This window comes from Granulicella sibirica (assembly GCF_004115155.1).
Taxonomy (GTDB): Bacteria; Acidobacteriota; Terriglobia; order Terriglobales; family Acidobacteriaceae; genus Edaphobacter; species Edaphobacter sibiricus.
This window is the reverse complement of the sequence record NZ_RDSM01000003.1, coordinates 634626-659487: the sequence shown is the minus strand read 5'-3', so window position 1 is coordinate 659487 and position 24862 is coordinate 634626. Positions and strand designations below refer to the sequence as shown.

Genomic DNA, 24862 nt, shown 5'->3' with positions numbered 1-24862 from the left:
GTCAAGGCGGGTTGCATCCGTTCGGCTTGGCCCTTACCCTTAAGCGAGACATATCGCGGGTGACCGCGACCAGGCTAGAAACGAGCATTTTGACCGACCGATGACGACCACCGCAGCCGCACCGAAAGACACGACCAAGACTGACCAGGAACTTTTTGCCGCTCTCCAGTGGCTTACCGAAGCATGGTGCGATCGCCGCGCACTGACCGCGCTGCGGTACCTTCTTCCGGCTTACCCTATGCAGGAGCCGGGTATTGAGGGGCTTGCCGTTCTTTTGATCGCGCTGAAGGATGTGCGCGCGTTTGCTCGGGAAGAGCTCACTGAGCCGGAGCTTCTGCTGGTGAATGACTGCGTGCTTGTTGTGGACCGGAAGATGAATCCGGCTTAGAACGTGGCTGGTGGGATGCCGAGGTCGGAGGCGGGTGGGAGCGTCTTCGAGTCGGCGTACTGGCGCTGGACGCTGCGAACCTTGTCCATGCGGCTGATCCAGAGGGCGATCGCGGAGTCGTAGTGCGCGAGTACGGGGCGCAACGCGAACGGGCGGTTGGTCCGGAGCCAGGTCTGAGCGTAGAGATCGCGTTGCAGGGCGTAGGCGTCCTTGATGTCCTGGATGCGGCCGTCCACTCCGTTAATATCGCCAAGTTCGCGGCTGACGGTCTTGTGGATCTTGGGGTCGGTGCTGGCGAGAGCGGTTTGCGCGCGCTGGTAGCCCTGGGCGATCTCGTCGGCGAGCTGGAACTTCATGCCGATCATGTCGAAGCGGCGTGCGCCGAGTTCGAGGGCATCTATGGCGTCGGTTTCGCGCAGGGATGTCGGGGCCGAGGGGTAAGCCTGGGCAGGGTTGGGCGCGAGGCTGTCGTCGACGCCGCTTTCGGCGCGAACTGCGCGGGCGTGGCAGGAGGGGATGACGTCGGGGCAGGGAGCGGAAGCGCGGGCCTGGGCGATCAGGGTGAGGGCCTTTTCGGCGTGGAGGCGGAGGTCTCGGTTGTAGGGGCGGAGCTTGGCGGCGTAGGTCATGCCGTCCTTCGAGAAGGGGTCGAGCCAGTAGAGGCCGTTGGAGCCGTCGCCGACCTTGGCCTGCTCCTTGAGGAGGGCGTGGACAGCCATGAGTTCGATCTGGGCCTGGTTGAGCAGGCCGCCGGCCTCGCCGTGGAAGACCTGCGCATAGCTCTGCTGGAAGGCGGGAATGGAGGATTCGCCGGACTGCCAGGCGGCGGCGGCTCCGAAGAGGACGCCGTACCAGTCGTTGTCCTCGAGGCCCTCGCCGTCGTCGTTCCAGATGGTGTTGAGCTGGCCGTCCGCGCCGAGCTTCTGGCCATCCCTGGTGAACTGCTGGATGTTCGAGAAGGCATAGTTCCAGTTGGGGTAGGGGCGCGACCAGTTGTTGACGCCGGGGGCGACCCAGGTCTCCATGCCAGCGTTGGTGTAGGGCGTGATGTAGCGGGCGAAGCCTCGGGGGTCGGGGTTGTAGGTCCAGGCGATGGCGATGGTGGCGTCCTTGAAGGACTGCGGAAGGGCTTTGACGAGAGCGGGCGAATCCTGCGCGATGTCGCCCCAGAAGAGCAGGCGGCGATTGAGCGGCTTGAGCGCAGTCACGATCTGCTGCATGTAGTCGAGGTAGACGGCGCCGAGCCCGCGGGCGTCGACATCGGGCTTGGTCTGTCCGACCCCTAGGTCGACGGTCTCGTCAGCACCAAGATGCAGGAAGGGGCTGGGGAAGGCGGCGGCGAGCTCGGCGAACCACTGCTTGATGAGGACGAGAGAGCCAGGCTGGCCGGGGGCGAGGAGCGCGCCGTGGGGGGTCTCGGCGAGCTCGTGGTACTGCTCCCACGCGAGTGTGTGGTGGAGATGGCCGAAGGCCTCCTGCTCGGGGACGACGTCGATGTGATACTTCGCCGCGTACGCCGAGAGCTCGCGGGCGTCGGCGGCAGTCATGGCTCCGTTGGGTGCGGCGGGCAGGGGGTTCGAGGCGTAGGTGAAGGTGTTTTCGAAGTAGGTGGAGAAGAGGTTTACCTTGTAGGCGGCGAGAGTGCGGATCTGCTTCTTCTGGAAGGCGAGTGTAGGGACGGGGCCGCGGGAGAGATCGTCGGATAGGCCGCGATACTTCATGGCGGGCCAGTCGCGGATGGTCGCCTCATGCAGTACGGCGGAGGCTCCGCTGCCTTCGATGAGCTGCTTGACCGTCTGGACGCCGTAGAAGACGCCCGATGCGGTGGCCCCGGTGACGGTGAGGGTGTGGCCGTTGACGCCGATGGTGTAGCCTTCGGGCTTCATGGCGGGGCTGAAGTCGGACGAGCCCTTGCGGGTGATCTGGATGGTGACGCTGGAGCCGGTGGTGGGGATGCCACGCGACTGGAGGGTCTGGGCGAGGTCGTCAGCGGCGAACTGGTCTTCGGAGTTGGCATCGCATCCGGGGCAGGTGATCTTGACGCCGCTGGGGATGGGCTGGACGGCTGCGGCGGAAGCCTCGCGGGGCATCGGGATGAGATGGAGGGAGGCGCTTTGGGCTAGAGCGGAGGCGGCGGAAAGAGCAAGCAGGCAGGCGCCGAGGCGGGAGAAGACCATGGAGATAACGGTACATGATCGAGGTGGGCGTCCCGGCGTGAGGGTACCGTGAAATTGGTTGGAGGAATCTACCAGAGGTCCGACAACTTTGATAGGCTTCTATGGCTGACGCGGAGGATTGCCCTTCGCGCCTGAAAAAGTTGGAGAGGTGAAGAAAATGCTGGATGCGAATCGTTTGTTCCCGGCCGATGGCTCGGCACGGGCCGTTGCGGTGAAGCTGTACGAGGCGGTGAAGGACCTGCCGATCATCTCGCCCCACGGGCACACGGACCCGAAGTGGTTTGCCGAGAACAAGCCGTTCGCCAACCCGACAGCGTTGTTTATTCAGCCCGACCACTATGTCTTCCGCATGCTGTACTCGCAGGGCGTGCCGCTGGAGTCACTTGGGGTCCCGCAGCAGGGAGCGAAGGGTGATCCGCATGCCGCCGACAACATCGACCCGCGCGAGGTGTGGCGGATTTTTGCGAAGCACTACTACCTGTTTCGCGGGACGCCGACGCGGCTCTGGCTGGACTACTCGTTTTCAACGCTCTTCGGGTTTACCGACAGGCTTGGGCCGGATAATGCCGATCACTACTACGACGTGATCGCGAAGGCGATCCAGACGCCGGAGTTTCTGCCGCGCGCGCTGTACGAGAGGTTCAACCTCGAGGTGCTGGCGACGACCGATCCTGCGATCGATCCGCTGGACTCCCACAAAGCAATCAAGGCTTCGGGGTGGAAGGGGCGGGTGGTGCCGACGTTCCGTCCGGACTCGGTCATCGATGCGGAGTTTGCGGGATTCAAGGAGAACATCGAGACGCTGGGCGAGATGACGGGTGAGGATGTGACGCACTGGAAGGGATACCTGAACGCCTTGCGGAAGCGCCGCGAATACTTCATCGCGCAGGGTGCTACGGCGACCGACTCCGGGCACCTGACGGCGATGACAGCGGACCTGCCGCTGAACGAGGCGACGCGGCTGTACCAAAGGATCTACAGCGGGAGGCCCGAGGCGCGTGACGTCGAGCTTTTCCAGGCGCAGATGCTGACCGAGATGGCCGGGATGAGCGTCGAGGACGGGCTTGTGATGCAGCTTCATCCGGGTAGCGTGCGGAACCATAATTCGCTTGTCTATGAGAAGTTCGGGCGGGATAAAGGCGCGGATATTCCTGCGCCGACCGAGTACGTCCGTAGCCTGCGCCCTCTGCTGAGCAAGTACGGCAACGAGCCGAATTTTACGTTCATCCTGTTCACGCTGGATGAGACGAGCTACTCGCGCGAGCTTGCACCGCTGGCGGGACACTATCCTGCGCTGCGACTTGGGCCGAGCTGGTGGTTCCATGATTCGCCTGAAGGCATGATGCGTTTTCGTGAGCAGGTGACGGAGACTGCCGGCTTCTACAACACGGTCGGATTCAACGACGACACGCGTGCACTGCTGTCGATTCCCTCACGGCATGACGTCGCGCGGCGGATTGATTGCGCTTTCCTTGGGCGGCTGGTGGCGGAGCATCGGCTGGATGAGGATGAGGCATTTGCCGTGGCGAATGATCTGACGGTTGGGCTGGTGCGGAAGGCGTACAAGCTGTAGGCCGAGCGTTCGCATCAGACGACTGAGGAGACTTCCATGGATACGACACCGCTTCCGCCCGACGATCTAAGCCGTTCTCTCGTGCTTGCCCAGGCAGACGGCGATCTGCCGCATATCGGCCTCGTTGGCGACACGTACACGCTTCTGCTGACGGGTAAAGACACGGCGGGGAGCTTCTGCCTCATCGACATGCATATCCCGCCGGGAGGTGGGCCACCGCCGCATCGGCACGACTTCGAGGAGACCTTTACGCTGCTCGAAGGCGAGATGGTTGCGACCTTCCGGGGGAAGAAGACGACGGTGCATGCGGGCGAGACGATCCATATTCCGGCCAATGCTCCGCACCAGTTCCATAACGCGTCGGACAAGCCTGTGCGGCTTCTGTGTCTCTGCGCTCCAGCAGGCCAGGAGGAATTCTTCCTGGAGGTTGGCGTGCGGGTTCCCACTCGCACCACGCCTCCGCCACCGCTCAGCAAGGAAGAGCAGGCTGCATTCGGGAAGAAGGCTCAGGAACTCGCTCCGAAGTACAGGACGGAGTTTCTGAAGGAAGCCTGAGCGCAGGCGTAGCATCGTTATCAGCTTCAAAAAGCATGAGGTTTGAAGGTATGAGTCTGTTTTTCAGCGCCGGTTCGGCGACGACGGAGTTATCTGCCGCCGAGGTGAAGGCAGGGCTGTTCAGCGCGCTGCAGCAGCTTGGCGATCGCAAACGCGTGCTTGCAGTTCCTCCGGACTTTACCCGGATGCACTCGCAGAGCGGCGTCCTGACGGAGTATGCGTGGGAGTACTTCGGCGACAGGCTCGTCGACGTGCTGCCCGCGCTCGGCACGCATAAGCCGATGACGGATGTCGAGATCGCCACAATGTTCGGGGCTACTCCGCGCGGGCTGTTTCGCGTGCATGACTGGCGCAACGACATCGTGACGCTGGGCGAGGTGCCGGGCGAGTTCATGCACGAGGTGAGCGAGGGCAAGCTCGACTACACGTGGCCGGCGCAGGTGAACAAGCTTCTGCGGGATGGCGGGCATGATCTCATCCTGTCGATCGGGCAGGTCGTTCCGCACGAAGTCGTCGGTATGGCGAACGGGTCGAAGAACATCTTCGTCGGGACGGGCGGCGTGATGGGAATTCATCGCTCGCACTTCCTTGGCGCCGTGTACGGCATGGAGCGGATGATGGGCCGCGCGGATACCCCGGTGCGGCGTGTGCTGAACTATGCCAGCGAACACTTCACGGGTGGATTGCCGCAGATTGTCTATGTGCAGACTGTCGTGAACAAGAACGCCGAGGGCAAGCTCGTCATTCGCGGGATGTATATCGGGGACGACAACGAGTGCTTCGAGCTTGCCGCGAAGCTGAGCCTCGAATGCAACTTCCTCATGATGGATCGCGAGATCAAGAAGGCGGTCGTCTTTCTCGATCCGCACGAGTTCCGCTCGACGTGGCTCGGCAACAAGAGCGTCTACCGGACGCGGATGGCGTTGGCGGATGACGCGGAGTTGATCGTGCTTGCGCTGGGGGTGCATGAGTTTGGCGAGGATGCGGCGATCGATGCGCTGATCCGCAAGTACGGCTACTGCGGCACGCCGGCGACGCTTGCCGCGGTTAAGGAAGATCCGGCACTCGCGGGGAACCTGAGCGCGGCGGCGCACCTGATTCACGGGTCGAGCGAGGGGCGGTTCACCATCCGCTACTGTCCGGGTCACCTGACGCGCGAGGAGATCGAAGCGGCGCACTTCGAGTACGGCGACCTGGCCGAATATTCCGCGAAATATGACGTAACCAAGCTCGTGGACGGGTGGAACATGGTCGACGGCGAGGAGATCTTCTTCATCTCGAACCCGGGTCTTGGGCTGTGGGCCTACCGGGGACGGTTTCTTGACTAGGGCAGGAATATAGGACATTTGCCGGGAGCGCTTTTGAGCGGTATGCTTGGGGTCGGCCTAAAGTGGTAGAACCATTAAGCGGCGCGGACAGCGCCAGGGTCATGGAGACGGCACATGAGTGACGCATTGCAGCTTCCCAAGTTTTCGGTCGGCGTCGGCGACCGGTTTGCGCACCAGGCGAAGGCGCAGTTGGCCGCCTGCATTTTGGCGCAGGATGCAGGAGTCGAGGTGGTGCCGGTGTGGAACAAGTCCAACCGGGAGCACACGATCATCGGCTCGGAGCCAAAGGACACCAGAATTGCGGCGGACGAGGCGGTGAAGGAGCTTGGCTGGACCAAACCGTACTTCCTCGACGCCGACCACATCAACCTGAAGACGGTCGAGCGCTTCATGGAGCCGTGCGACTTCTTCACGCTGGATGTCGCGGACAAGATCGGCGAAGCGGCCGATGTGGAGGAGGTGACGGCGTTCGTCCACCGGCATCGCGAGCTTGTGGGCGAGGTCATCATTCCGGGGATCGACGAGCCGTTCAAGACGGATATGGAGTTCGTCCGGTGCGTCGCGAACAAGTTTCTGGCGGCGGTGCAGGATGCGGGCAGGATCTACCGGCATCTGCTGGAGTTCAAGGGCGCGGGCCGGTTCGTGCCTGAGGTTTCGATGGATGAGACCGACTACCCGCAGACTCCCGTGGAGCTTCTGATTATCCTCGCGGCGATCGCGGACGAAAAGATTCCGATCCAGACGATCGCGCCGAAGTTTACCGGCCGCTTCAACAAGGGCGTCGACTATGTAGGGGATGTGGCGCAATTCACCAAGGAGTTCGAAGAGGACCTGGCGGCGATTGCGTATGCGATCAAGCAGTACGGCCTGCCGGCGAACCTCAAGCTCAGTGTCCATTCGGGCTCGGATAAGTTCTCCATCTATAAGGCGATTCACGATGGCGTGAAGAAGTTCGGAGCGGGCGTTCACCTGAAGACAGCGGGAACGACCTGGCTCGAGGAGTTGATTGGACTGGCCGAAGCCGGCGGGTCCGGACTCGAGATCGCCAAAGAGGTGTACTCCGAGGCGTTCGCACATGCCGACGAGCTGTGCGCACCATATGCCAGCGTGATCAACATCGACTCGGCGGCGCTTCCCAAGCCTGACGAGGTGAACGGCTGGACGAGCGAGCAGTTCACGTCGGCGCTCCGCCACGATCAATCGAACAAGGCTTACAACCAGAGCTTCCGGCAGTTGCTGCACGTTGGCTTCAAGGTCGCGGCGAAGATGGGCGACCGGTATCTGACGGCGCTCGAACAGAACGAGGAGAGCGTCGCGCGCAATGTGACGACGAACCTCTTCGAGCGGCATATCAAGCCGGTGTTTCTCGGGCTGTAGAGGCAAAGAGGCTGCGATGATCGTTGTGATGATGGGCGTGCAGGGTTCGGGAAAGTCGACGATCGGGACGTTGCTCGCCAAGAAGATGGACGCCGCGTTCGCGGACGGGGACGACTACCACTCGGCTGCCAACAAGCAGAAGATGGCCTCGGGACAGCCCCTGACGGACGAAGATCGACAGCCCTGGCTCGAAACGCTGAACGGAGTGCTGAAGGGCTGGTTTGGTGGCGCGGGCAAGGGTGTGCTGGCTTGCTCGGCTCTCAAGGAAAGCTATCGCAAGACGCTTGCCGCGGGCATGCCGGAGGGGTCGGTGAAGTTCGTCATCCTCGAGGGTTCAAAGGAGCTGTTCGCGGAGAGGCTGGCGCACCGGCACCACGAGTTCATGAACCCGAAGCTGCTCGATAGCCAGTTCGCGACGCTTGAGAACCCCAAGGACGCGATCCACGCGGTAAACGACAGGACGCCGGATGAGGTGGTGGACGGCATCCTCGGGCAACTGCAAACGAGTTAAGAAGGACGGGAGAGATCGATGGGAAGTTCGTTGTTCGATTTGAACGGTAAGGTTGCGGTGGTGGTTGGTGGAACGTCAGGCATCGGGCTCGCGATGGCGCTTGGGCTCGCGGATGCGGGCGCGGATGTGGTCGCGACCTCGAGGCGGCAGGAACAGGTCGATGAAGCCGCCGCGGCCATCGAGGCGAAGGGGCGCAGGGCACTGCGTTTGACCTCCGATGTGGGCGACAGGGCTTCGCTGGAGGCTCTGCTCGAAGGCACGCTCAAGGAGTTCAAGCAGGTCGATATCCTGATCAACTGCGCGGGCAAGATCAAGCGTGCGCCGACCGTCGACTTTCCCGAGGACCTCTGGGACGACATCATGGACACGAACGTCACGGGTACGCTGCGCGCATGCCAGATCTTCGGACGTCACATGCTCGAGCGCGGCTATGGACGCATCATCAATATCGCTTCGCTGAATACCTTCGTGAGCCTCAAAGAGGTTACCGCGTATGCCTGCTCGAAGGCGGCGGTTGGCGCGCTGACAAAGTCGCTCGCGGTGGAGTGGAGTGCGAAGGGCGTGACTGTGAATGCGATTGCGCCGGGTGTGTTCCGGACGGCGTTGAACGCGGAGCTTCTCGATAAGAGCGAACGCGGCAAGGAGCTTCGCATGCGTACGCCGATGGGGCGGTTTGGTAAGACGGACGAGTTAGTCGGCTCGGCGATCTATCTTGCAAGCGATGCTTCGGCTTTTGTTACGGGCGAGATACTTGTTGTCGATGGCGGGTTCCTGGCTAGCGGCGTGAATCAGTAAGTTCCATGGAAAGAGGCGGGTCGACTGAGATAGTCGGCCCGCCTTTTCTTTTGCGATGGAGTTACCCGAGCCACTTGGGATTTGCAGCCGTCCCGTCGAAGTGCGGCGTCGTCTTGAAGAGTTCGTACTTGCCTTCGCTGGCTGCGTCCTTGGTGCGTACAAGAAGGCTTGCCATCTCGGTCTGCGACATGGGCTTGAAGGTCTTCGCGGCTGTGAGCGCCTGTTCCAGAATCTCCATGCGATCTATGCCGGTGATCACGACCGAGACGGGCTGCGATAGGCCGTAATGCAGCGCTTCCATCGGCTGGAAGGTATTGCTCTGCAGCAGGATCTTGTCGCCGAAGGTCTTCATCGCGAGAACACCGGTTCCCTGCTTGAGCGCGACCGGCATCACCTCGTGGGTGAACGAACGGAAGTGCGCGTCCATGACATTGACGGGCATCTGCACGGTATCGAACTTGAAGCCGTGCTTCTGAGCGGTCTCGAACATGCGCAGGTGGACGGCGGGATCCTTGTGGCCGGTGAAGCCGATGTAGCGGATCTTCCCGGCCTGCTTGGCGGCCATCGCGGCTTCGAGCGCGCCGCCTGACGCGAAGACGCGGTCAGGGTCTTCCATACGGATGATCTCGTGAAACTGTACGAGGTCAATGACGTCGGTCTGAAGTCGGCCCATCGATTGTTCGAGCTGCTTGTTGTACTCGCTCTTCGTGCGGCCATCCATCTTGGTCATGAGGAAGACCTTGGAGCGGTAGCCGTCGCGCAGGGCCTGTCCCATGCGGACCTCGCTGATGCCGTCGTTGTAGTCCCAGCAGTTATCCATGAAGGTAATGCCGCCGTCGATGGCGGTGCGGATGAGCTTGATGCTCTCGGCGGGGTCGGGCTGCTGCCCGATGTGGAAGCCTCCCATGCCGATGGCGGAGACGGTCTCGCCGGTGGTGCCGAGCTGGCGGTAGATCATGTCGGGCGACTGTGGGCGTGTGACGGCGGGAGTTTCTGCGGCGGCGGGAAGGCTGGATCCAGCGGCGGCCGCGGCAACTCCGGCGGCGGTGGCTGTCTTGAGAAAGTCTCTGCGTTCCATCGTGGCTCCATGGGCTCCCGTGTGGGAGTGGGGTGTCGTGCCGTATGGAGGGTTGGATGCGAGGCGCGGGGGCTGAGGCTACGCGGGATCGCGATGTGAGGCGCGGGCGATGAGGGTGGCGGTGTAGGCCGCACCAAAGCCGTTGTCGATGTTGACGACAGACACATTGGGCGAGCAGGAGTTCAACATGCCGAGCAGCGCGGCGGCCCCGGCGAAGGATGCCCCGTAACCGACCGACGTGGGGACGGCGATGACCGGAACGCCGACCAGGCCTCCCACGACCGAGGGTAGCGCGCCTTCCATTCCGGCACACACGATGACGACGTGCGCGGAGGCGAGCTGATCTCGAACGGCTAACAACCGATGGAGGCCGGCGACACCGACGTCATACAGGCGCGTGACCCGGGCGTTGAAGAGTTCGGCGGTAATGGCGGCTTCTTCGGCAACAGGAAGGTCGCTCGTTCCGGCGCAGAGGACGGCGACGTGGCCGCGCGGCTCGGGCGGCGTGGTCTGGCGCAGGGTGATGGTGCGGGCCTGGGGATCGTAGGCGGCGTCCGGATGCAGCGAGAGGACAGCGGAGGCGGCATCCGCATCGGCTCGGGTGGCGAGGACATCCGACCCAGCGGCGGCCATGCGGGAGAAGATCTCGGCGACCTGTTGCGGGGTCTTTCCAGCCGCGTAGATGACCTCCGGAAGGCCGGTGCGGAGGGCGCGGTGGTGGTCGATGCGGGCGTGGCCGATATCTTCGAAGGGCAGGCTTGCGAGGCGCGCGGACGCCTGCTCCGGGGTGACGTCGCCGCGCTGGACGTCGGCGAGAAGATCGAGGATAGAGGTAGGCGTCATGCTGCTCAGGCCTTGCTGTTGAGGTACGCGGCGGTTGCAGCCTGCATGACCTGCTTCACGGGCACGTTGTGGCGGGCGGCGGTGGCGCGGCAATCCTCGAACTCGGGCGCGGCGTTGAACTCCTCGCCGTCACGCGAGCCGACCTTGATGCGGATGTCGCCGTAAGCCGTGGTCACACTCGTGTGGGCGCGGTCGAGGCACGAGCGGCGATCCTGCCGGATACGGACGCCGAGAGTGCTGGTCTCGCGCAGAAGGAGGCGTTCGAGCGCGGGAGCGTGAGCCTCGTCGGCGAGGATGGTGATGAGGGTGCCCATGCGGCCCTTCTTCATCTGGACGGCGGTTGTCATGACGTCGAGCGCACCCTGGGCGAGCGCCGCTTCGGTGACATAGGCGAGGATCTGGGGTGAGAGATCGTCGATGGCGGTCTCGAGCACCGTGACCTGATCGGTCTGCTTGGCCCCTTCCTCCTGCTCGCCGACGGAAAGCCGAAGAACGTTGGGAAAGCCTTCGGGATTGCGTGTGCCGGCGCCATACCCGATCGAGCCCACGCGCATAGGCGGCTGTGGTCCGAACGTGGGGTTGAGGTAGCGCAGGATGGCCGCGCCGGTGGGCGTGACGAGTTCCTTCTGGATATGGGCCGAGTAGGTCGGCAGGCCGCGCAGGAGGTCTGCGGTCGCGGGCGCGGGAACGGGGAAGCGTCCGTGAGCGCAGTCGACCATTCCTCCGCCGACGTTCACCGGCGAAGCAAACCACTTCCCTACCCCGAGCGCGTGGATACCGGCGGCGGCGCAGACGATGTCGACGATGGCATCCACCGCGCCGACCTCGTGGAAATGGATTTCCTCAACGGGTACGTTGTGGATTTTGGCCTCCGAACTCCCGAGTAACGAAAAGATTGCTGAAGCCGTCGCCTTCACTTCGGCGTGCAAGCCGCTCTCCTGTATGAGCCTTGTGATCACCCCGAGAGAGCGTCCGTGGGCATGCTCGTGAGTGTGGACATGGTTGTGGGAATCGTCTGAGAAAGTGGTGGAAACAGGATGGTCATGCGTATGGGCGTGGCCACCCTTATGCAGATGCTGGGTCTTCGGCTGGTGCTGATGCGGCTCGCGATGGGCTTGTTCCGGGAGCCCGCTGACAGCCTCGGCAAGCTTTTCGCCTTCGAGCACGTGAACCTTGGTGCAGGAGATGCCGCTGCGGTCGACGGTCTCGATCTTCAGCGAGGCGCCAAGCTTCATGGCGGAGGTCGCATCGTGCAGGACCTTGGGGGCCACACCGGCTTCGAGGAGGGCTCCGAGAAACATGTCGCCAGAGATACCGGCGAAGCAATCGAGGTAAGCGATTCGCATGCGGCCATTCTTTCATGCGGCGCACGCTCCTGGCCCGTGTTGCCGAGTGGCGGGGCGCTTGTTAGATTGATCGCGTGGAAACGGTCTGCGTCATCGGCGGCGGCCCTGCGGGGATCATGCTCGGGTACCTGCTTGCGCGCGCCGGCATCGACGTCACCGTGCTCGAAAAGCACACCGACTTCTTCCGCGACTTTCGCGGCGACACCATCCACCCCTCGACGCTCGAACTGCTGCACGAGCTTGGTTTGCTGGAGCGCTTTCTGAAGGTCCCGCATTCGCAGGTCAGCCGGATGTCCGCGATCATCGGCGAACGGAAGATGGCGATGGCGGACTTCTCGCATCTGCCGACCACGGCGAAGTACATTGCGCTGATGCCGCAGTGGGACTTCCTTTCCTTTCTAGCCAAAGAGGCTGAACGCTATCCACAGTTCAAGCTGAAGATGGGCTGGGAGGCGACCGGGTTGATCATGCGCGACGGCCTCACGACCGGCGTCCAGGTGAAGACGCCGGATGGGCCGATCGAGCTCGCGGCAACCCTTACCGTGGGGTGCGACGGGCGACACGCCACCTCGCGCGTCGCGGCACATCTCCCGCTCATCGAGGATGGTGTGCCCATCGACGTTCTCTGGTTCCACATCGCGCGGCAGTCGTCCGATCCCGAGAACGCTCTCGGCTACATGCGGTTTGGGCGGTTCGTCATCCTCATCAATCGCAACGACTACTTCCAGGTCGGCTACCTCATCGCCAAGGGGAGCTATCGCGCGATCCAGCAGGATGGGCTTGAGCGCTTTCACCAGAGTCTCGAACGCATTGTGCCGTTCCTCGCGGGACGCGCCGGAGAATTGGATAACTGGGACAAGATCAAGCTGCTGACGATCCAGGTGAACCACCTCGAACGCTGGTCGTCGCCGGGGCTTCTGTGCATCGGCGACGCGGCGCATGCGATGTCACCGGTGGGAGGCATCGGGATCAATCTCGCGCTGCAGGATGCGGTCGCGACGGCCAATATGCTCACCGACGCCCTGCGGACCGATTCGCTCACCGAGCACGATCTGGCGCGGGTCCAGCACTACCGCGAGCGAGCCATCCGCAATACGCAGAGGGTGCAGATGCTCGCGCATCGCGTGCTCGATCGCGTGCTGCGGAGCAACGGGCCAAGCGGGCCTCCGCTGATCCTGCGCATCCTGACGCGTGTGCCTGGCTTTCAGGGGCTTGTCGGAAGGTTTGTCGGGATGGGATTGCAGCCGCAACATATCCGCGCGACGAATGACTTCCTCAAGGGGCCGGTCTAGGCGCGGGCGGGGGCGATGGTGGTGAGGATGTCGTTCATGGAGCCGGAGCGATAGCCCTGCGTATCGAGCGTGACGTAGGTGAAGCCCAGCGGCTTGAGCACGGCGGTGATGCGGTCGAGGGTGTCGAGCGAGAGGACGCGGGCGAGGTCGGTGCGGGCGATCTCGACGCGGGCGAGGTCGCCGTGGTGGCGGACGCGTACCTGCGGGAAGCCCATGGCGTGCAGAGCGGCCTCGGCCTGTTCGACCTGGGCGAGGTTCTCGCGTGTGACTGGGCGGCCGTACTCGATGCGCGAGGAGAGGCATGCGCTTGCGGGCTTGTCGGCGAGTGAAAGGCCGGTGGCGCGGGCGAGGTCGCGGATCTCGGGCTTGGTCAACTCTGCCGTCACGAGCGGGGCGACGGCGTGATGCATTGCGGCGGCCTTCTGGCCGGGGCGGAACTCGCCCTTGTCGTCGAGGTTCATGCCATAGGCGAGGTGCGCGAAGCCGAGGCGGGCGCGCTCGATCTCCATGGCGGCGAAGAGGGTGTCCTTGCAGTGAAAGCAGCGCTGGCTGTCGTTGCGGGCGTAGTCCTCGCGCGAAAGCTCGTCGGTCTGGAGGATCTGCGTGGGGATGCCATGCTCGGCGGTGAAGGCGAGGGCGGCGGCAAGTTCCGCGCGGGGAAGAGAGGCAGAGTCGGCGATGACGGCAAGCATCTTCGGCCCGAGCGCACGATGCGCGGCGTACGCCAGGAAAGCAGAGTCCGTTCCGCCGGAATATGCGACGAGGACCGAGCCGAGGCCGAGCAGGGTCTCGTGGAGGTGGACGGATTTCGCCGCGAGGGCTACGTCGGGATGCATCGGGGTCACCTTCCTGCTGAGATGATTGTAGGGGAGCGAAGGATGGAGAGCGTAGTCGTCGATTTCCGGCAGGATGAAGCGGGTGACTGGATCATGCGGCTGGCCTGCGGGCACGAGCGGCATGTCCGGCACGATCCGCCGTGGACGGTGCGGGAGTGGGTGCTGACGCCCGAGGGCCGGGCGGCGTGGATCGGACGGTCGATGCCGTGTCCGGCTTGCGTTGCCGGAGCCGATTAGGCGAACACTGAAGATTTTAACCAACTGGTCCGCGAAGTCTGTGGTTCCTCCACGAGCAGTGTATATACAATGGCTATATGGACGTGTACTCGACACTGGATGGGCAGGGCTTCGTCTGGGACAGCGATAAGGCAGCCAGCAACGTCCTAAGGCACGGCGTTCGGTTCGAGCAGGCCCGAGAGGTATTTCTTGACCAGTTAGCCCGTTACGAGGACGCCAGCCCAGAGCAAGAGGCTCGACAGGCATGCATTGGCCTCACGACCGAATACAGGCTTTTGTATGTCGTGCATGTGATCAGGGAACGGGATGTGCTCCGCCTCATCTCCGCGCGTCTTGCGGAACCGGCGGAGAGGAGACGCTATGAAAATGACTGACCGCATCAAGCGAAACATGCAGCCGGACAAACCCATGACCCTGATCTCGCTTCGTCTACCCGATCACGTCATCGAGGATCTCAAGGAGGTCGCCCCATCGCTCGGCTTCGGTGGGTACCAGGCGCTCATCCGGGCCTACATCTCGAATGGGCTCCGCAAGCACCTGGCCGAGAGGGAAGCACAGCGGGCAAACGACAGCACGGTCGAGGAATTCAGCCAGAGACTCATCGCTCATGGAGTTCCAGAGCAGGCTATCCAGGAAGCTGTCGCCGAGATGAAGGCCGCGAGGTAAGCAATTAGAGCGCAACGTGCGCGGCAGGTTTGAGGTCGGCGAGGACGCCCTGGCGATGCCGAAAGCTGGGCTGGATCAGCGAAGATTATAGGGTCGATGGCGAGGACGCTCGATGCCATGTCCTGCTTGCCTTGCCGGGCAGGATTGATGCCGTGGTAGGCTTCGCTGCATGAATGCCCTCGCCGTCACGCCGAGCACGATCACTGCCCTGGTCGTCGCGGTCAGCTTCGCGGCGGGGCTTAACGTGTACGCCACGATACTCTCGCTTGGAGTAATGGCGCGGATGCACTGGGTGGTTTTGCCGTCCGGTCTGGAGTCGCTGGGAGACACGTGGATCGTCGTTGCAAGCGGCATCCTCTTCGCCGGGGAGTTTGTCGCGGATAAGATTCCGGGGTTCGACGTGATCTGGAACGCGCTGCATACGTTCGTGCGGATTCCGCTGGCGGCGCTGATGGCCTATGCGGCCACGTCGCACCTTTCGATCGGCATGCAGTTGGTGGTGACATGTCTTGGCGCGGTGATCGCGGCGATCTCGCACGGGACGAAGACGGCGGCGCGCGTGGCGGTGACGCCAAGTCCGGAACCGGTCTCGAACATAGCGCTGAGTACGGCGGAGGATGGGCTTGTGGTCGGGCTGATGTGGTTCGCGACGCACCATCCACTTACGGCTGCGGGAGCGGTGGTGGCGATGCTGGCGGCGGGTGTGGGCGTGGCGTGGTGGGGTGCGAGGAAGATCCGGGCGGGCTGGAGGCGGCGGTTCGGACGACCCGGCGAGGTTGTCCTCGCTTCAAATCGCTAGATGGTCAGGTCGCTCAGTTTCGCCCATAGCTCCGGATCGACGGGAACACCCTGCTCCATGTTGACCTGGCGCACACGTAGCGTCTCCTCGCCGGGGTAACGAACTGGGCTCGTGGGATCTTCAGGCGGCGCGAGCTTCAGGTCGGCGAGGACGCCTTCGGCGATGGCCGAAAGCTGGTCCGGGTCGGCGAAGGTGGTTGGGTCAATGGCAAGGAAGAACTGCGACAGGCCGGCTTCTTTCAAAGGATCGAGCGGAAGCTGGTGCGTGGCGAGACCTCCCGAGAGCATCGCCGCAAATAGGTCAAGCGTGAGCGACAGGCCATAGCCCTTCCAGTAGCCGACCGGCAGGGTGCGCTGCGACTGCTCGATGGCCACGGGATCGCGTGTGAGCACACCGTCGCGGTCGTAGCCGCCGGGCACCGGAAGCTGCGCTCCGCGCTTCGCGTAGGCCGAGAGCGAGCCCATCGAAAACTGCGTCATCGCCATATCGAGCACGACCGGCGCGGCGTGCGGTTCGGGCTGGGAGGCGAAGGCGCGTGGGATCGCAAGGATGATCGGGTTGTTGCCGACGGTCGGTTTCGCCGTCCCCCAGGCGGGGGTGTTGGCGAGCGTGTTCGTCCAGCAGACGCCGAAGCAGCCCTGCGTCGCGGCCTGCCAGCCGTAGCTCCCACCTCGCATCCAGTGGTTGGTATTGGCGAGGGCGACCGCGCCGATGCCGTGTTCACGCGCAAGTTCGATGGCGCGGGCCATGGCGGCGTGGGCGTTCAGGTTGCCGGGACCGCGATGGCCGTCCCAGCGCTCGATGGCCCCAAAGCCGCCGGTGCGCGTGGGGAAGGCGTGCGGGTCGATGGCGCCGTTCTTCACCATGGCGGAGAAGCGAGGAAAGCGTGCGAGTCCATGCGTGTAGACGCCGTCGCGCGTGGTCTCGGCAAAGAGTTGCGCACAGAAGGCAGCGCGCGGGTCTTCGAGGCCGAGGTGAAGCACGGCGCGGTGGAGTGCGGCTTCGAGGTCGGCGTACGGAACGCGGAGCATGGCAAGTCCTTTATGGGAGCGGCAGGTTGAGGATAACAAGCGGCGGCTGCTACAGGTAGGACCTCCGGCGGCTAAACCGGTAAACTGAAGATCCATGCAAACGCTGACCGCCCGCCGTCTCCTGACCCACACCGGCTCCATCGAGTACCCGGTCATCACCCTCACAGCAGACGGCCTCATCGCCGAGATCGAATCCGACCCTAACGTCCGGAACGCGGGCGAGACGCTCACCGCTCCATTCCTCGACGTCCACTCCCATGGCGCGGCCTCGCACGACGTCATGACAGCGTCGCCCTCCGACTTTGTCGCCCTCAACACATTCCTCGCGAGCCGCGGCGTCGGCCAGTACCTAGCGACGACGGTAACTGCGCCGATCGACCACACCCTGCAGGCGCTCTCGCGCATCGCCGACGAGATCGAGACCTCTCATAGCGGCCCCCTGGCAACACCCATCGGCATTCATCTCGAAGGGCCATTCATCTCGCACGCCAAGCGCGGCGTTCATCCGGTGGCCAACATCCTCGCGCCGTCGATCGAGCTCTTCGACCGTTTCCAGGAAGCCGCGCGGGGGCATATCTCCCTCATCACCATCGCTCCCGAGACACCCGGCTTCGTCGGGAACCCAAGTGCGCTCGACCTGATCGCGCACGCGACCAAGGCGGGGGTAAAGGTCAGCATCGGCCACAGCAACGCCACGACTGCCGAGGCGCTCGCCGGGATTGCGGCCGGAGCCGTCTCCGCCACCCACACCTTCAATGCCATGCGGCCCATCGATCATCGCGAACCGGGCGTCGCAGCTATCGTGCTTGATTCGCAGCAACTCTTCGCCGAACTCATCTGCGACGGAGTTCATGTCGCGCCAGAGATCGTGCGCCTGTGGCTCAAGGCCAAGGGCGAAGACCTCGGCATCCTCATCACCGATTCCATGTCCGCCGCCGGAATGCCCGACGGCGACTACACCCTCGCCGGCCTCGGCGTGCGCGTCGCCAACGGACGCTGCCTTCTCCAGTGCGATCTCGACGAGGGCCGCGAGACGCTTGCCGGGTCGATCCTCACCATGGACCGCGCTGTCGCCAACGTCCAGGCCATGACCGGAGCATCCCTCGCCACCGCCCTGCGCCTCGCCTCGACCAACCCCTCCCGCATGCTCGGCCTCGACCTCGCGATCCTCCCCGGAAGCCCGGCGAACTTCAACCTCTTCTCTGCCGATGGAACACTGCAGCAGACGATCCTCCACGGCCAGACGGTAGCCCGCTAACCCTCCCCAGAACCCATGGCTGACACCATCAAGATCGGCATCGACTTCGGCACGACCAATAGCTCCGTCGCCCTCGCACGTCCGGATGGCGCGGTCGAACTCGTTCACTTCCCCACTGCGACGACGCCGACCGAAAGCTTTCGTTCGGTCCTTTACCTCGAGCAGAGCAAGTCCGGCATCGCCAGCTTCACCGGCCCCTCGGCGATCCAGCAGTACCTCGAAGCTGAGCACCCGGGACGCCTCATCCAGTCGCTAAAGTCGTACCTGCCCTCGCGTTCGCTGACCGGGACCGAGGTCTTCGGCCGCCGTTACACCCTCGAAGACCTCATCAGCCGCATCCTCACCGACCTGCGCCTGCGCACCGAGCAGACTCTCGCCACACCCCTCACCCCCGAGACGCCGATCACGGTCGGCCGCCCCGTCCGCTTCGTCTCAGCCGAGACGGAAGAGGACGACGCCTACGCCACCGAGCGACTCCGCTCCGCCTTTACCCAGGCCGGATACCCGGACGTCGCCTTCGAGCTCGAACCCATCGCCGCTGCCTACGCGTACGAAGCCACGCTCGACCACGACGAGCTCATCCTGATCGGCGACTTCGGTGGAGGCACGAGCGACTTCTCCCTCCTGCACGTCGGCCCGTCGTACGCGAGCCAGCCGTCGCGCGAGATCCTAGGCAACTCCGGCCTCGGCCTCGCCGGCGACGCCTTCGACGCCCGCATCGTCCGCAAGCTCGTCTCACCCGCGCTCGGCGCCGACACGCTCGAAAAGACCTATGCCAATCCCTTCGCCGCACCCATGCCGAAGCGCTTCCCCGGTCGCGCCGCCGTCCTGCCACCGCAGCGCGAACTCAAGATCATCCCCGCCGTTCCCGCGTGGATCTACGCGAACCTCGAACGCTGGCACTATCTCTCGTTCCTCAAGACGCGCAACGTGACCGAGATCCTACGCGCCGCCCGCGCCCGTGCCGAGGAGCCCGAAAAGGTCGAAGCCCTGATCGCGCTGATCGAAGAGGACCTTGGCTACCAGCTCCACCAGGCCGTGCAACGCCTGAAGATCGACCTCTCCCGCGCCGAGACCGCGACCTTCCGTTTCCCCGAACTCGACCCCGCCGGTCAGCTCTCCAAAGAAGTCACCCGCGCCGACTTCGAGCAATGGATCGCCGCCGATCTCGAATCGATCGAGAACTGCGTCGATGGCCTATTGGCCACCACCAACACCACAAAAGAAAAAGTCGACCGCGTCTTCCTGACGGGAGGCACAAGCTTCGTCCCCGCCGTCCGCCGCATCTTCGAGACGCGCTTCAGCCCGGCTCGCGTCGTCACCGGCAACGAGTTCACCTCGGTCGCACGAGGCTTGGCGCTCCGCTCCACCTAGGCCCTCTCGCCGCCCCGAGCCCTCCAGAGCGCTCCCTCGAGCGAATCCACCGCGCGCTCCTGCACCTTTACCTCGATCCCGTCTTCCTCGAGCGTCTCGACCATCGACTCGCGCACCATCCGAATCTGCTCCAGCACGCTCCCGGTGATCGCCACCTCGACAACGCCCGCCGCGCCGGACTCCTCCATCTTCAGCCGAACCAGTCCGACCAGCGAAGCCAGCTCCTCCCCGGCGCGCACCAGGAGCGCAAGGGCCAAGTCGTCCTCTTCCTCCGCACACCATGCTACGACCGGAGCAAGCGCCGCGAAGTCCGGACCCGGCCTGACGTTGCCGAGCGTCACGACATCACCGACCGTATCCGCCCCCCACGCCTCCTGAATCGCCCCAAGCAGCTTGCTCGAAATCCCCCGGTCAAGCCCCCAGAGCGCGGTCTTCACCGCTTCCTGCCCGATCCAGTACGCCGAACCCTCATCCCCAAGCGCCGGTCCCCAGCCGCCAGCGCTGTAGAGCTCTCCATCGGCGGCCCGCGCAACCACATGCGATCCCGCCCCCGCGATCACCAGGATGCCCGCGCCGCCCTGAAATGCCGCGTCGATTCCGATCTCTTCTTCACCGGCAAGGATGACCTCGCCGCTCACGAGAGAGGCAAGCGTGTTCGTCGCCCACTGCCGCACCGGCTCGATCGACAGGCCACCGACTGCCATGCACGTCCGCGTCACGTCCTCGAGCGAGATGCCCGCCGCCTTGGCCGCATCGGTCACCACGGACACGAGCCGTTCGGTCGCCTCGTCCTCGGTCGCGACCATCAACCGCACCGTCCCCGTGGTCGCCCGCGCAAGTTCGCGCGTCTCATCCGCAATGCAACACACCGTCTTCGTCCAACCCGCATCAATCGCCAGAAACAGACTCATAGCCAACAATGCTACAGGGCAGGGAGTAGCCGGCAGGGACCGGGGTGTACAAAGCAGCGGCGCGTCTTGTACTGCCTACTCTCTCTTCCCTACTCCCTGCCTTGTAAACTTCCAGACATGCCCGTAAGCCCCGCCCGCCTGCATCCCCTCGATCTCGCCCTCATCGTCGCGTATCTGTTGGGGATCACGCTCTTCGGCCTGCGCTTCCGTGACAAGGGCAAGTCGGGCGCGCCGGCGAAGAGCCTCAAGTCCTACTTCCTCGCCGACAACACGATTCCCTGGTGGGCCATCGCGCTGTCGATCGTCTCGGCCGAGACCAGCACCCTCACCATCATCTCCATCCCCGGCGTGGCCTTCGCAGGCGACATGGGCTTTCTGCAGGTCGTCCTCGGCTACATGATCGGGCGCATCGTCGTCGCCATGCTCTTCCTGCCGAAGTACTTTCGCGGCCAGATGCTGACGGCTTATCAACTCATCGATCAGCGCTTCGGGTCGACGCTGCATAAGGTCACCGCCGGACTCTTCCTCCTCACGCGGGCTGCCGCTGAAGGCGTGCGCGTCTTCGCCGTCTCGATCGTCGTCGGCATTGCCATCGGCACGGGAGACATCCTCTCCATCGGCATCATCTCCCTGCTCACGCTGCTCTATACGTTCGAGGGAGGCATGGCCGCCGTCATCTGGACCGACGTCGTTCAGATGGCCATCTACATCGCGGGAACCGCCGTCGCCATAGCCACGCTCGGCTCCCACATCCCCGGAGGCTGGTCGACCATCCACCAGGTTGCCGGAGCCGCAGGCAAGTTCCACTGGCTCAACTTCTCGTTCAACCTCACGCAGTCCTATACCTTCTGGGCCGGGGTCGTCGGAGGAACCTTCCTCACGATGGCCTCGCACGGCACCGACCAACTCATGGTCCAGCGCATGCTCGCCGCGCGCAGCCTGCGCGAGTCGCGCCTCGCGCTTCTGTCGTCCGGCGTCGTCATCTTCATCCAGTTCGCCTTCTTCCTGCTCATCGGGGCGGGCCTTTACGTCTTCTACGGCCTCCACCCCGAGCACTTCTCCTCAGCCGACCGCATCTTCCCGAGCTTCATCGTCCACGAGATGCCCACCGGCGTCGCCGGCCTCCTCATCGCCGCCATTCTCGCAGCCGCCATGTCGAACCTCTCCGCCGCGCTCAACTCCCTCTCCTCCACCACCGTGGTCGACTTCTATCTCCACTGGCGCAACCCGTCGGATAAGGAACGCAACCTCGTCGCCAAGCTCTCGACCGTTTTCTGGGCCGTCGTCCTCTTTGCCGTCGCCGCCTATTCGGTTGCTAACGGAGGCAAGGGCCATGTCGTCGAGATCGCCCTTTCGATCGCCTCGGTCGCTTATGGAGCGCTCCTCGGCGTGTTCCTTCTCGGCACCCTCACTCGCTACGCAACGCAGACAGGAGCCATCCTCGGCATGATCGTCGGATTCGCCTTCAACCTCATCCTCTGGCTCGCCCCGGGAGCGCCTCTGTTCGGCTTGACGGCCACCACACCGCAAGCCACTCGCTACCTCACCGTCCCCCATGTCGCCTTCACGTGGTTTGTCTTTCTCGGAGCCCTCGTGACCTTCGCCGTCGGCTCCCTCGCCAGCCTCGTCTTCCGCAAGCAGTCCCTCACCAAGGCCGCAGTCACCGGCCTGATCGCCCTTGTCGCGGTACAGGCCATCGCACAGGCGAAGGCTCCCGACCCAAGCTTCACCCCGGACTTCACTCCAATCACCGCACTCGTCAATGATGCCGTGGCGGCGAAGAAGCTTCCCGGAGCGGTCGTCATCGTCGGGCACTCCGGCAAGAACGTCTTCGAACACGCCTACGGACAGCGGAAGCTGGACAACGAACCTGGCCTCGACGGCCTCCCCTCACCCGGTGAGCCCATGACCGAAGACACCCTCTTCGACATGGCCTCACTGTCGAAGTGCCTCTCGACCGCGACCTCCATCATGCAGCTCTACGAGCAGGGCAAGATTGGCCTCGACGATCCCATCCAGAAGTATCTCCCCGCCTTCAACCCCGACGGCGACGCCCAGCGCGCCAAGGTGACCATCCGCATGATGCTCACGCATTACTCCGGCGAAGCCCCCGACGTAGACCTGAAGGACGTCCCCTGGGGTCTCTCCGCGCCGGATAAAGCCGAAGGCATCCGCCGCGCCATGGCCACCCCGCTCAAGTCCGCGCCCGGCGAGACCTTCGTCTACTCCGACATCAATTTCATCACGCTAGGCGCCATCGTCGAAGCCGTCTCCGGCCAGACCCTCGACGCGTACGCGACCGAGCACATCTTTCTTCCCCTTGGCATGATCCACACCGGCTACCACCCCTTCGAAAAGACCTGCGGCCTGGCCAAAAAGGTCGGTGCCAACGTCGAAGTCGGCCCCAAGCCAATCGGCCGCATCCTCGTCAAGTGCCTCGCGGGCACATGGTCGCCTTACTCGCTCGACCCCACCACCGCCCCAACCGCGCATGACGATGAGTGGAACGCCGAACAGAATCCCGACTTCGACCACCTCCTCCGCGGCATGGTCCACGACCCTACAACGCGCCGCATGGGTGGAGTCGCCGGGCACGCCGGGGTCTTCTCAACCGCCGGGGACGTCGCCCTCTACGCCCAGGCCCTTCTCGACCGCCTCGCCGGACGCCCAAGCAACTTCCCCCTCAGGCAATCCACGCTGGAATTGATGACCACGCCGCAGCAGCCGAAGACCGCGCTCTCCGGCGCAACCATCTTTACCCAGGACCTCAAGACGACGAAGGGCGTCGCGACGCGAGGCTTCGGTTGGGACATCAACACCGCCTTCTCCCGCCCGCGCGGTGAGATCTTCCCCATCGGCAGCTTTGGCCACACCGGCTTCACCGGAACCACGCTCTGGATGGATCCTGGCTCCGACACCTACGTCGTCCTGCTCACGAACGCCGTACACCCCCGCCAGCATGGCTCGGTCTCCGTCCTGCGCGGGCAGGTCGCTACCGCCGCCGCGCTGGCGCTCGGTCTGCATGAAGAGATGGTTAAGGAGGCCAACACCCCGAACACCGCTTGCGACCCATCCCGAGGAATCATCACGCTCTGCGCGGATAACAGCAAAGTTGGCCTCTACCAGAGCCGCCAGCTTAGAAGCACGCTCTCGGATGCCTCTTCACAGCCCACCCTCACCGGTATCGACGTCCTCGAAAAGACCCACTACACAGCTCTCGCCGAAGCCGCGAAGCGTCACAACAACCGCCTCAATCTCGGCATCCTCACCAACGTCGCCGGACTCGACTCGATGGGCCAACGCACCATCGATGTCATCTCCAAGGAAGCCACGAAAGCCCTTCCCACGCTTCACCTCACGACGCTCTTCGCCGCCGAGCACGGCCTCTCCGCCAAGCAGGAGACGACCGCCATCAAGGCCGAGTTCGACTCCGCCACCAACCTCCCCATCACCAGCCTCTACGGCCCCAAACCCGGCGACCGCCGTCCCACTCACGCCCAACTCAAGGACCTCGACGCCGTCCTCATCGATCTTCAGGACGTCGGCAATCGCTTCTGGACCTTCGACACCGCGATGGCTTACTTCCTGGAAGCCTCCGCCGACGAACGCCGCGACTATAAGCACGAGCTCGAGATCATCGTCCTCGACCATCCAAACCCAAGCAGCGGCACCGACTTCGCCATCCAGGGACCAATCTCGGACACCGGTCGCCAGTCGTACGTCGACTACACGCCTCTCCCGGCGCGTCACGGCATGACCATCGGCGAACTCGCCCGCTTCTACAACGGTGAAGCCACCGCGACCGCCCATCCCACCGGGATCTTCGTCGAAAGCACATCAACGCCGAAGCCAGCACAAACGACCGGCAAGGGCCTCGGAGCTCACCTCACCGTCGTCCCTCTTGAGAACTGGACGCGCCCGCAATACCTCGACACCACCGGCATCCCGTGGACGCCGCCAAGCCCGAACCTCCGCTCACTGACCGCCGCCACCCTCTACCCTGGCGTCGGGCTTTTTGAAACGACCAACCTTTCGGTTGGTCGTGGGACGGACACCCCCTTCGAGCACTTCGGCGCACCCTACCTCAAGCCGGAAGACGTCCTCGCCTGCCTCACCCCGCGCAACATCCCCGGCATAACCTTCACCCCCACCACCCTTTCCATCATCGAAACACCCGACCATTACCCCTACCACGGCCAGACCATCCCCGGCCTCCACATCAACCTCACCGACCGATCCGTCCTCGATGTCGCCGAGATGGCGATGGAGATCATGACCTGCGTCCACAAGCTCTACCCCACGCAGTTCAACCTCGACCGCAGCATGCGCATCATCGCCAACGCCGACACCCTCGCCGCCCTCCAGCGCGGCGACGATCCGAAGGCCATCGCCGCCTCCTGGACGCCCTCCCTCGACGAGTTCCGCAAAAAGCGCGCCCCGTACCTGCTCTATCCAGACAACGCCCCACAAGCTATCCACTGATTTTC

General features: G+C 63.9%; 22 protein-coding genes. 15 read left to right on the top strand and 7 right to left on the bottom strand.

What is annotated here, in order from left to right; translation table 11 throughout:
- Nucleotides 1-100 precede the first annotated feature (100 nt).
- Complete coding sequence (locus GRAN_RS19320) at nucleotides 101-388, top strand: hypothetical protein (RefSeq protein WP_128914671.1); 288 nt, start codon at nucleotides 101-103, stop codon at nucleotides 386-388.
- Here the strand turns inward: GRAN_RS19320 and GRAN_RS19315 are convergent.
- Nucleotides 385-2565 carry a beta-N-acetylhexosaminidase gene (locus tag GRAN_RS19315; RefSeq protein ID WP_128914670.1) on the bottom strand — a complete coding sequence of 727 codons (2181 nt, stop codon included), beginning with the start codon at nucleotides 2563-2565 and terminating at the stop codon, nucleotides 385-387. The genes GRAN_RS19320 and GRAN_RS19315 overlap by 4 nt on opposite strands.
- Nucleotides 2566-2722: 157 nt before the next feature.
- Between GRAN_RS19315 and uxaC the strand changes: the two genes are divergently transcribed.
- From uxaC to GRAN_RS19285, 6 genes are all read left to right on the top strand, one after another.
- Complete coding sequence (gene uxaC, locus GRAN_RS19310; RefSeq protein ID WP_128915111.1) at nucleotides 2723-4138, top strand: glucuronate isomerase; 1416 nt, start codon at nucleotides 2723-2725, stop codon at nucleotides 4136-4138.
- Nucleotides 4139-4174: 36 nt separating this feature from the next.
- Complete coding sequence (locus GRAN_RS19305; RefSeq protein WP_128914669.1) at nucleotides 4175-4693, top strand: cupin domain-containing protein; 519 nt, start codon at nucleotides 4175-4177, stop codon at nucleotides 4691-4693.
- 50 nt (nucleotides 4694-4743) lie between these two features.
- Nucleotides 4744-6021: a nickel-dependent putative hexonate epimerase gene (locus GRAN_RS19300; RefSeq protein ID WP_128914668.1), complete on the top strand. Its 1278-nt coding sequence runs from the start codon at nucleotides 4744-4746 to the stop codon at nucleotides 6019-6021.
- 114 nt (nucleotides 6022-6135) lie between these two features.
- The gene (locus GRAN_RS19295; protein WP_128914667.1) at nucleotides 6136-7398 is read left to right on the top strand and encodes a tagaturonate epimerase family protein; all 1263 of its coding nucleotides are present in this window, start codon (nucleotides 6136-6138) and stop codon (nucleotides 7396-7398) included.
- Nucleotides 7399-7414: 16 nt separating this feature from the next.
- Complete coding sequence (locus tag GRAN_RS19290) at nucleotides 7415-7909, top strand: gluconokinase (protein WP_128914666.1); 495 nt, start codon at nucleotides 7415-7417, stop codon at nucleotides 7907-7909.
- A gap of 18 nt (nucleotides 7910-7927) precedes the next feature.
- Complete coding sequence (locus GRAN_RS19285; RefSeq protein ID WP_128914665.1) at nucleotides 7928-8704, top strand: SDR family NAD(P)-dependent oxidoreductase; 777 nt, start codon at nucleotides 7928-7930, stop codon at nucleotides 8702-8704.
- Nucleotides 8705-8765: 61 nt separating this feature from the next.
- On the opposite strand, the gene GRAN_RS19280 is transcribed toward GRAN_RS19285, so the two are convergent.
- The 3 genes from GRAN_RS19280 to larC all read right to left on the bottom strand — a co-directional run bounded on the left by GRAN_RS19280 (nucleotide 8766) and on the right by larC (nucleotide 11971).
- Entirely contained in the window at nucleotides 8766-9782 is a 1017-nt protein-coding gene (locus GRAN_RS19280) for an aldo/keto reductase (protein ID WP_128914664.1), read from the bottom strand.
- Nucleotides 9783-9860: 78 nt separating this feature from the next.
- The gene (gene larB / locus GRAN_RS19275) at nucleotides 9861-10625 is read right to left on the bottom strand and encodes a nickel pincer cofactor biosynthesis protein LarB (protein WP_128914663.1); all 765 of its coding nucleotides are present in this window, start codon (nucleotides 10623-10625) and stop codon (nucleotides 9861-9863) included.
- A gap of 5 nt (nucleotides 10626-10630) precedes the next feature.
- Nucleotides 10631-11971 carry a nickel pincer cofactor biosynthesis protein LarC gene (gene larC / locus GRAN_RS19270; RefSeq protein WP_128914662.1) on the bottom strand — a complete coding sequence of 447 codons (1341 nt, stop codon included), beginning with the start codon at nucleotides 11969-11971 and terminating at the stop codon, nucleotides 10631-10633.
- Between the two features lie 74 nt (nucleotides 11972-12045).
- On the opposite strand from larC, the gene GRAN_RS19265 reads away from it, so the two are divergent.
- Entirely contained in the window at nucleotides 12046-13263 is a 1218-nt protein-coding gene (locus GRAN_RS19265; protein ID WP_241655020.1) for an FAD-dependent oxidoreductase, read from the top strand.
- On the opposite strand, the gene larE is transcribed toward GRAN_RS19265, so the two are convergent.
- The gene (larE, locus tag GRAN_RS19260) at nucleotides 13260-14099 is read right to left on the bottom strand and encodes an ATP-dependent sacrificial sulfur transferase LarE (protein ID WP_128914661.1); all 840 of its coding nucleotides are present in this window, start codon (nucleotides 14097-14099) and stop codon (nucleotides 13260-13262) included. The two genes, GRAN_RS19265 and larE, sit on opposite strands and share 4 nt — an antisense overlap.
- Between larE and GRAN_RS19255 the strand changes: the two genes are divergently transcribed.
- The 4 genes from GRAN_RS19255 to GRAN_RS19240 all read left to right on the top strand — a co-directional run bounded on the left by GRAN_RS19255 (nucleotide 14094) and on the right by GRAN_RS19240 (nucleotide 15801).
- Nucleotides 14094-14336, top strand: coding sequence for a DUF3565 domain-containing protein (locus GRAN_RS19255; protein ID WP_421800861.1), 243 nt, complete (start codon nucleotides 14094-14096; stop codon nucleotides 14334-14336). The two genes, larE and GRAN_RS19255, sit on opposite strands and share 6 nt — an antisense overlap.
- A gap of 77 nt (nucleotides 14337-14413) precedes the next feature.
- Nucleotides 14414-14710: a BrnT family toxin gene (locus GRAN_RS19250; RefSeq protein WP_128914660.1), complete on the top strand. Its 297-nt coding sequence runs from the start codon at nucleotides 14414-14416 to the stop codon at nucleotides 14708-14710.
- Nucleotides 14697-15002 (top strand): hypothetical protein, encoded by a 306-nt coding sequence (locus tag GRAN_RS19245; RefSeq protein WP_128914659.1) that lies wholly within the window; start codon nucleotides 14697-14699, stop codon nucleotides 15000-15002. The genes GRAN_RS19250 and GRAN_RS19245 overlap by 14 nt, the downstream gene beginning before the upstream one ends.
- A gap of 169 nt (nucleotides 15003-15171) precedes the next feature.
- Nucleotides 15172-15801 (top strand): DUF4126 domain-containing protein, encoded by a 630-nt coding sequence (locus GRAN_RS19240; RefSeq protein WP_128914658.1) that lies wholly within the window; start codon nucleotides 15172-15174, stop codon nucleotides 15799-15801.
- Here the strand turns inward: GRAN_RS19240 and yiaK are convergent.
- A complete protein-coding gene (gene yiaK / locus GRAN_RS19235; protein WP_128914657.1) occupies nucleotides 15798-16832 on the bottom strand; it encodes a 3-dehydro-L-gulonate 2-dehydrogenase in 1035 nt (344 codons plus the stop codon). The two genes, GRAN_RS19240 and yiaK, sit on opposite strands and share 4 nt — an antisense overlap.
- A 94-nt stretch (nucleotides 16833-16926) precedes the next feature.
- On the opposite strand from yiaK, the gene nagA reads away from it, so the two are divergent.
- Together nagA and GRAN_RS19225 are read left to right on the top strand one after the other, a co-directional pair.
- Nucleotides 16927-18090 (top strand): N-acetylglucosamine-6-phosphate deacetylase, encoded by a 1164-nt coding sequence (gene nagA, locus GRAN_RS19230; RefSeq protein ID WP_128914656.1) that lies wholly within the window; start codon nucleotides 16927-16929, stop codon nucleotides 18088-18090.
- Between the two features lie 15 nt (nucleotides 18091-18105).
- Entirely contained in the window at nucleotides 18106-19464 is a 1359-nt protein-coding gene (locus tag GRAN_RS19225; protein WP_128914655.1) for an Hsp70 family protein, read from the top strand.
- Here GRAN_RS19225 and GRAN_RS19220 read toward each other — a convergent pair.
- On the bottom strand, nucleotides 19461-20375 hold the full coding sequence (locus GRAN_RS19220) for a BadF/BadG/BcrA/BcrD ATPase family protein (RefSeq protein WP_128914654.1): 915 nt from the start codon (nucleotides 20373-20375) through the stop codon (nucleotides 19461-19463). The genes GRAN_RS19225 and GRAN_RS19220 overlap by 4 nt on opposite strands.
- A 117-nt stretch (nucleotides 20376-20492) precedes the next feature.
- Here GRAN_RS19220 and GRAN_RS19215 point away from each other — a divergent pair, with 117 nt between their 5' ends.
- Nucleotides 20493-24857 (top strand): sodium:solute symporter family transporter, encoded by a 4365-nt coding sequence (locus tag GRAN_RS19215; RefSeq protein WP_128914653.1) that lies wholly within the window; start codon nucleotides 20493-20495, stop codon nucleotides 24855-24857.
- The last annotated feature ends 5 nt before the right edge of the window (nucleotides 24858-24862 follow it).

Coding starts and splice junctions, on each gene's coding strand:
- GRAN_RS19315 (WP_128914670.1), bottom strand. CDS start 2,565: ATGGTCTTCTCCCGCCTCGGCGCCTGCCTGCTTGCTCTTTCCGCCGCC.
- GRAN_RS19290 (WP_128914666.1), top strand. CDS start 7,415: ATGATCGTTGTGATGATGGGCGTGCAGGGTTCGGGAAAGTCGACGATC.
- GRAN_RS19285 (WP_128914665.1), top strand. CDS start 7,928: ATGGGAAGTTCGTTGTTCGATTTGAACGGTAAGGTTGCGGTGGTGGTT.
- GRAN_RS19215 (WP_128914653.1), top strand. CDS start 20,493: ATGCCCGTAAGCCCCGCCCGCCTGCATCCCCTCGATCTCGCCCTCATC.
- GRAN_RS19255 (WP_421800861.1), top strand. CDS start 14,094: ATGCATCGGGGTCACCTTCCTGCTGAGATGATTGTAGGGGAGCGAAGG.
- uxaC (WP_128915111.1), top strand. CDS start 2,723: ATGCTGGATGCGAATCGTTTGTTCCCGGCCGATGGCTCGGCACGGGCC.
- yiaK (WP_128914657.1), bottom strand. CDS start 16,832: ATGCTCCGCGTTCCGTACGCCGACCTCGAAGCCGCACTCCACCGCGCC.
- GRAN_RS19225 (WP_128914655.1), top strand. CDS start 18,106: ATGGCTGACACCATCAAGATCGGCATCGACTTCGGCACGACCAATAGC.
- GRAN_RS19295 (WP_128914667.1), top strand. CDS start 6,136: ATGAGTGACGCATTGCAGCTTCCCAAGTTTTCGGTCGGCGTCGGCGAC.
- GRAN_RS19305 (WP_128914669.1), top strand. CDS start 4,175: ATGGATACGACACCGCTTCCGCCCGACGATCTAAGCCGTTCTCTCGTG.
- GRAN_RS19280 (WP_128914664.1), bottom strand. CDS start 9,782: ATGGAACGCAGAGACTTTCTCAAGACAGCCACCGCCGCCGGAGTTGCC.
- GRAN_RS19250 (WP_128914660.1), top strand. CDS start 14,414: ATGGACGTGTACTCGACACTGGATGGGCAGGGCTTCGTCTGGGACAGC.
- larB (WP_128914663.1), bottom strand. CDS start 10,625: ATGACGCCTACCTCTATCCTCGATCTTCTCGCCGACGTCCAGCGCGGC.
- GRAN_RS19320 (WP_128914671.1), top strand. CDS start 101: ATGACGACCACCGCAGCCGCACCGAAAGACACGACCAAGACTGACCAG.
- nagA (WP_128914656.1), top strand. CDS start 16,927: ATGCAAACGCTGACCGCCCGCCGTCTCCTGACCCACACCGGCTCCATC.
- larE (WP_128914661.1), bottom strand. CDS start 14,099: ATGCATCCCGACGTAGCCCTCGCGGCGAAATCCGTCCACCTCCACGAG.
- GRAN_RS19220 (WP_128914654.1), bottom strand. CDS start 20,375: ATGAGTCTGTTTCTGGCGATTGATGCGGGTTGGACGAAGACGGTGTGT.
- GRAN_RS19240 (WP_128914658.1), top strand. CDS start 15,172: ATGAATGCCCTCGCCGTCACGCCGAGCACGATCACTGCCCTGGTCGTC.
- GRAN_RS19245 (WP_128914659.1), top strand. CDS start 14,697: ATGAAAATGACTGACCGCATCAAGCGAAACATGCAGCCGGACAAACCC.
- larC (WP_128914662.1), bottom strand. CDS start 11,971: ATGCGAATCGCTTACCTCGATTGCTTCGCCGGTATCTCTGGCGACATG.
- GRAN_RS19300 (WP_128914668.1), top strand. CDS start 4,744: ATGAGTCTGTTTTTCAGCGCCGGTTCGGCGACGACGGAGTTATCTGCC.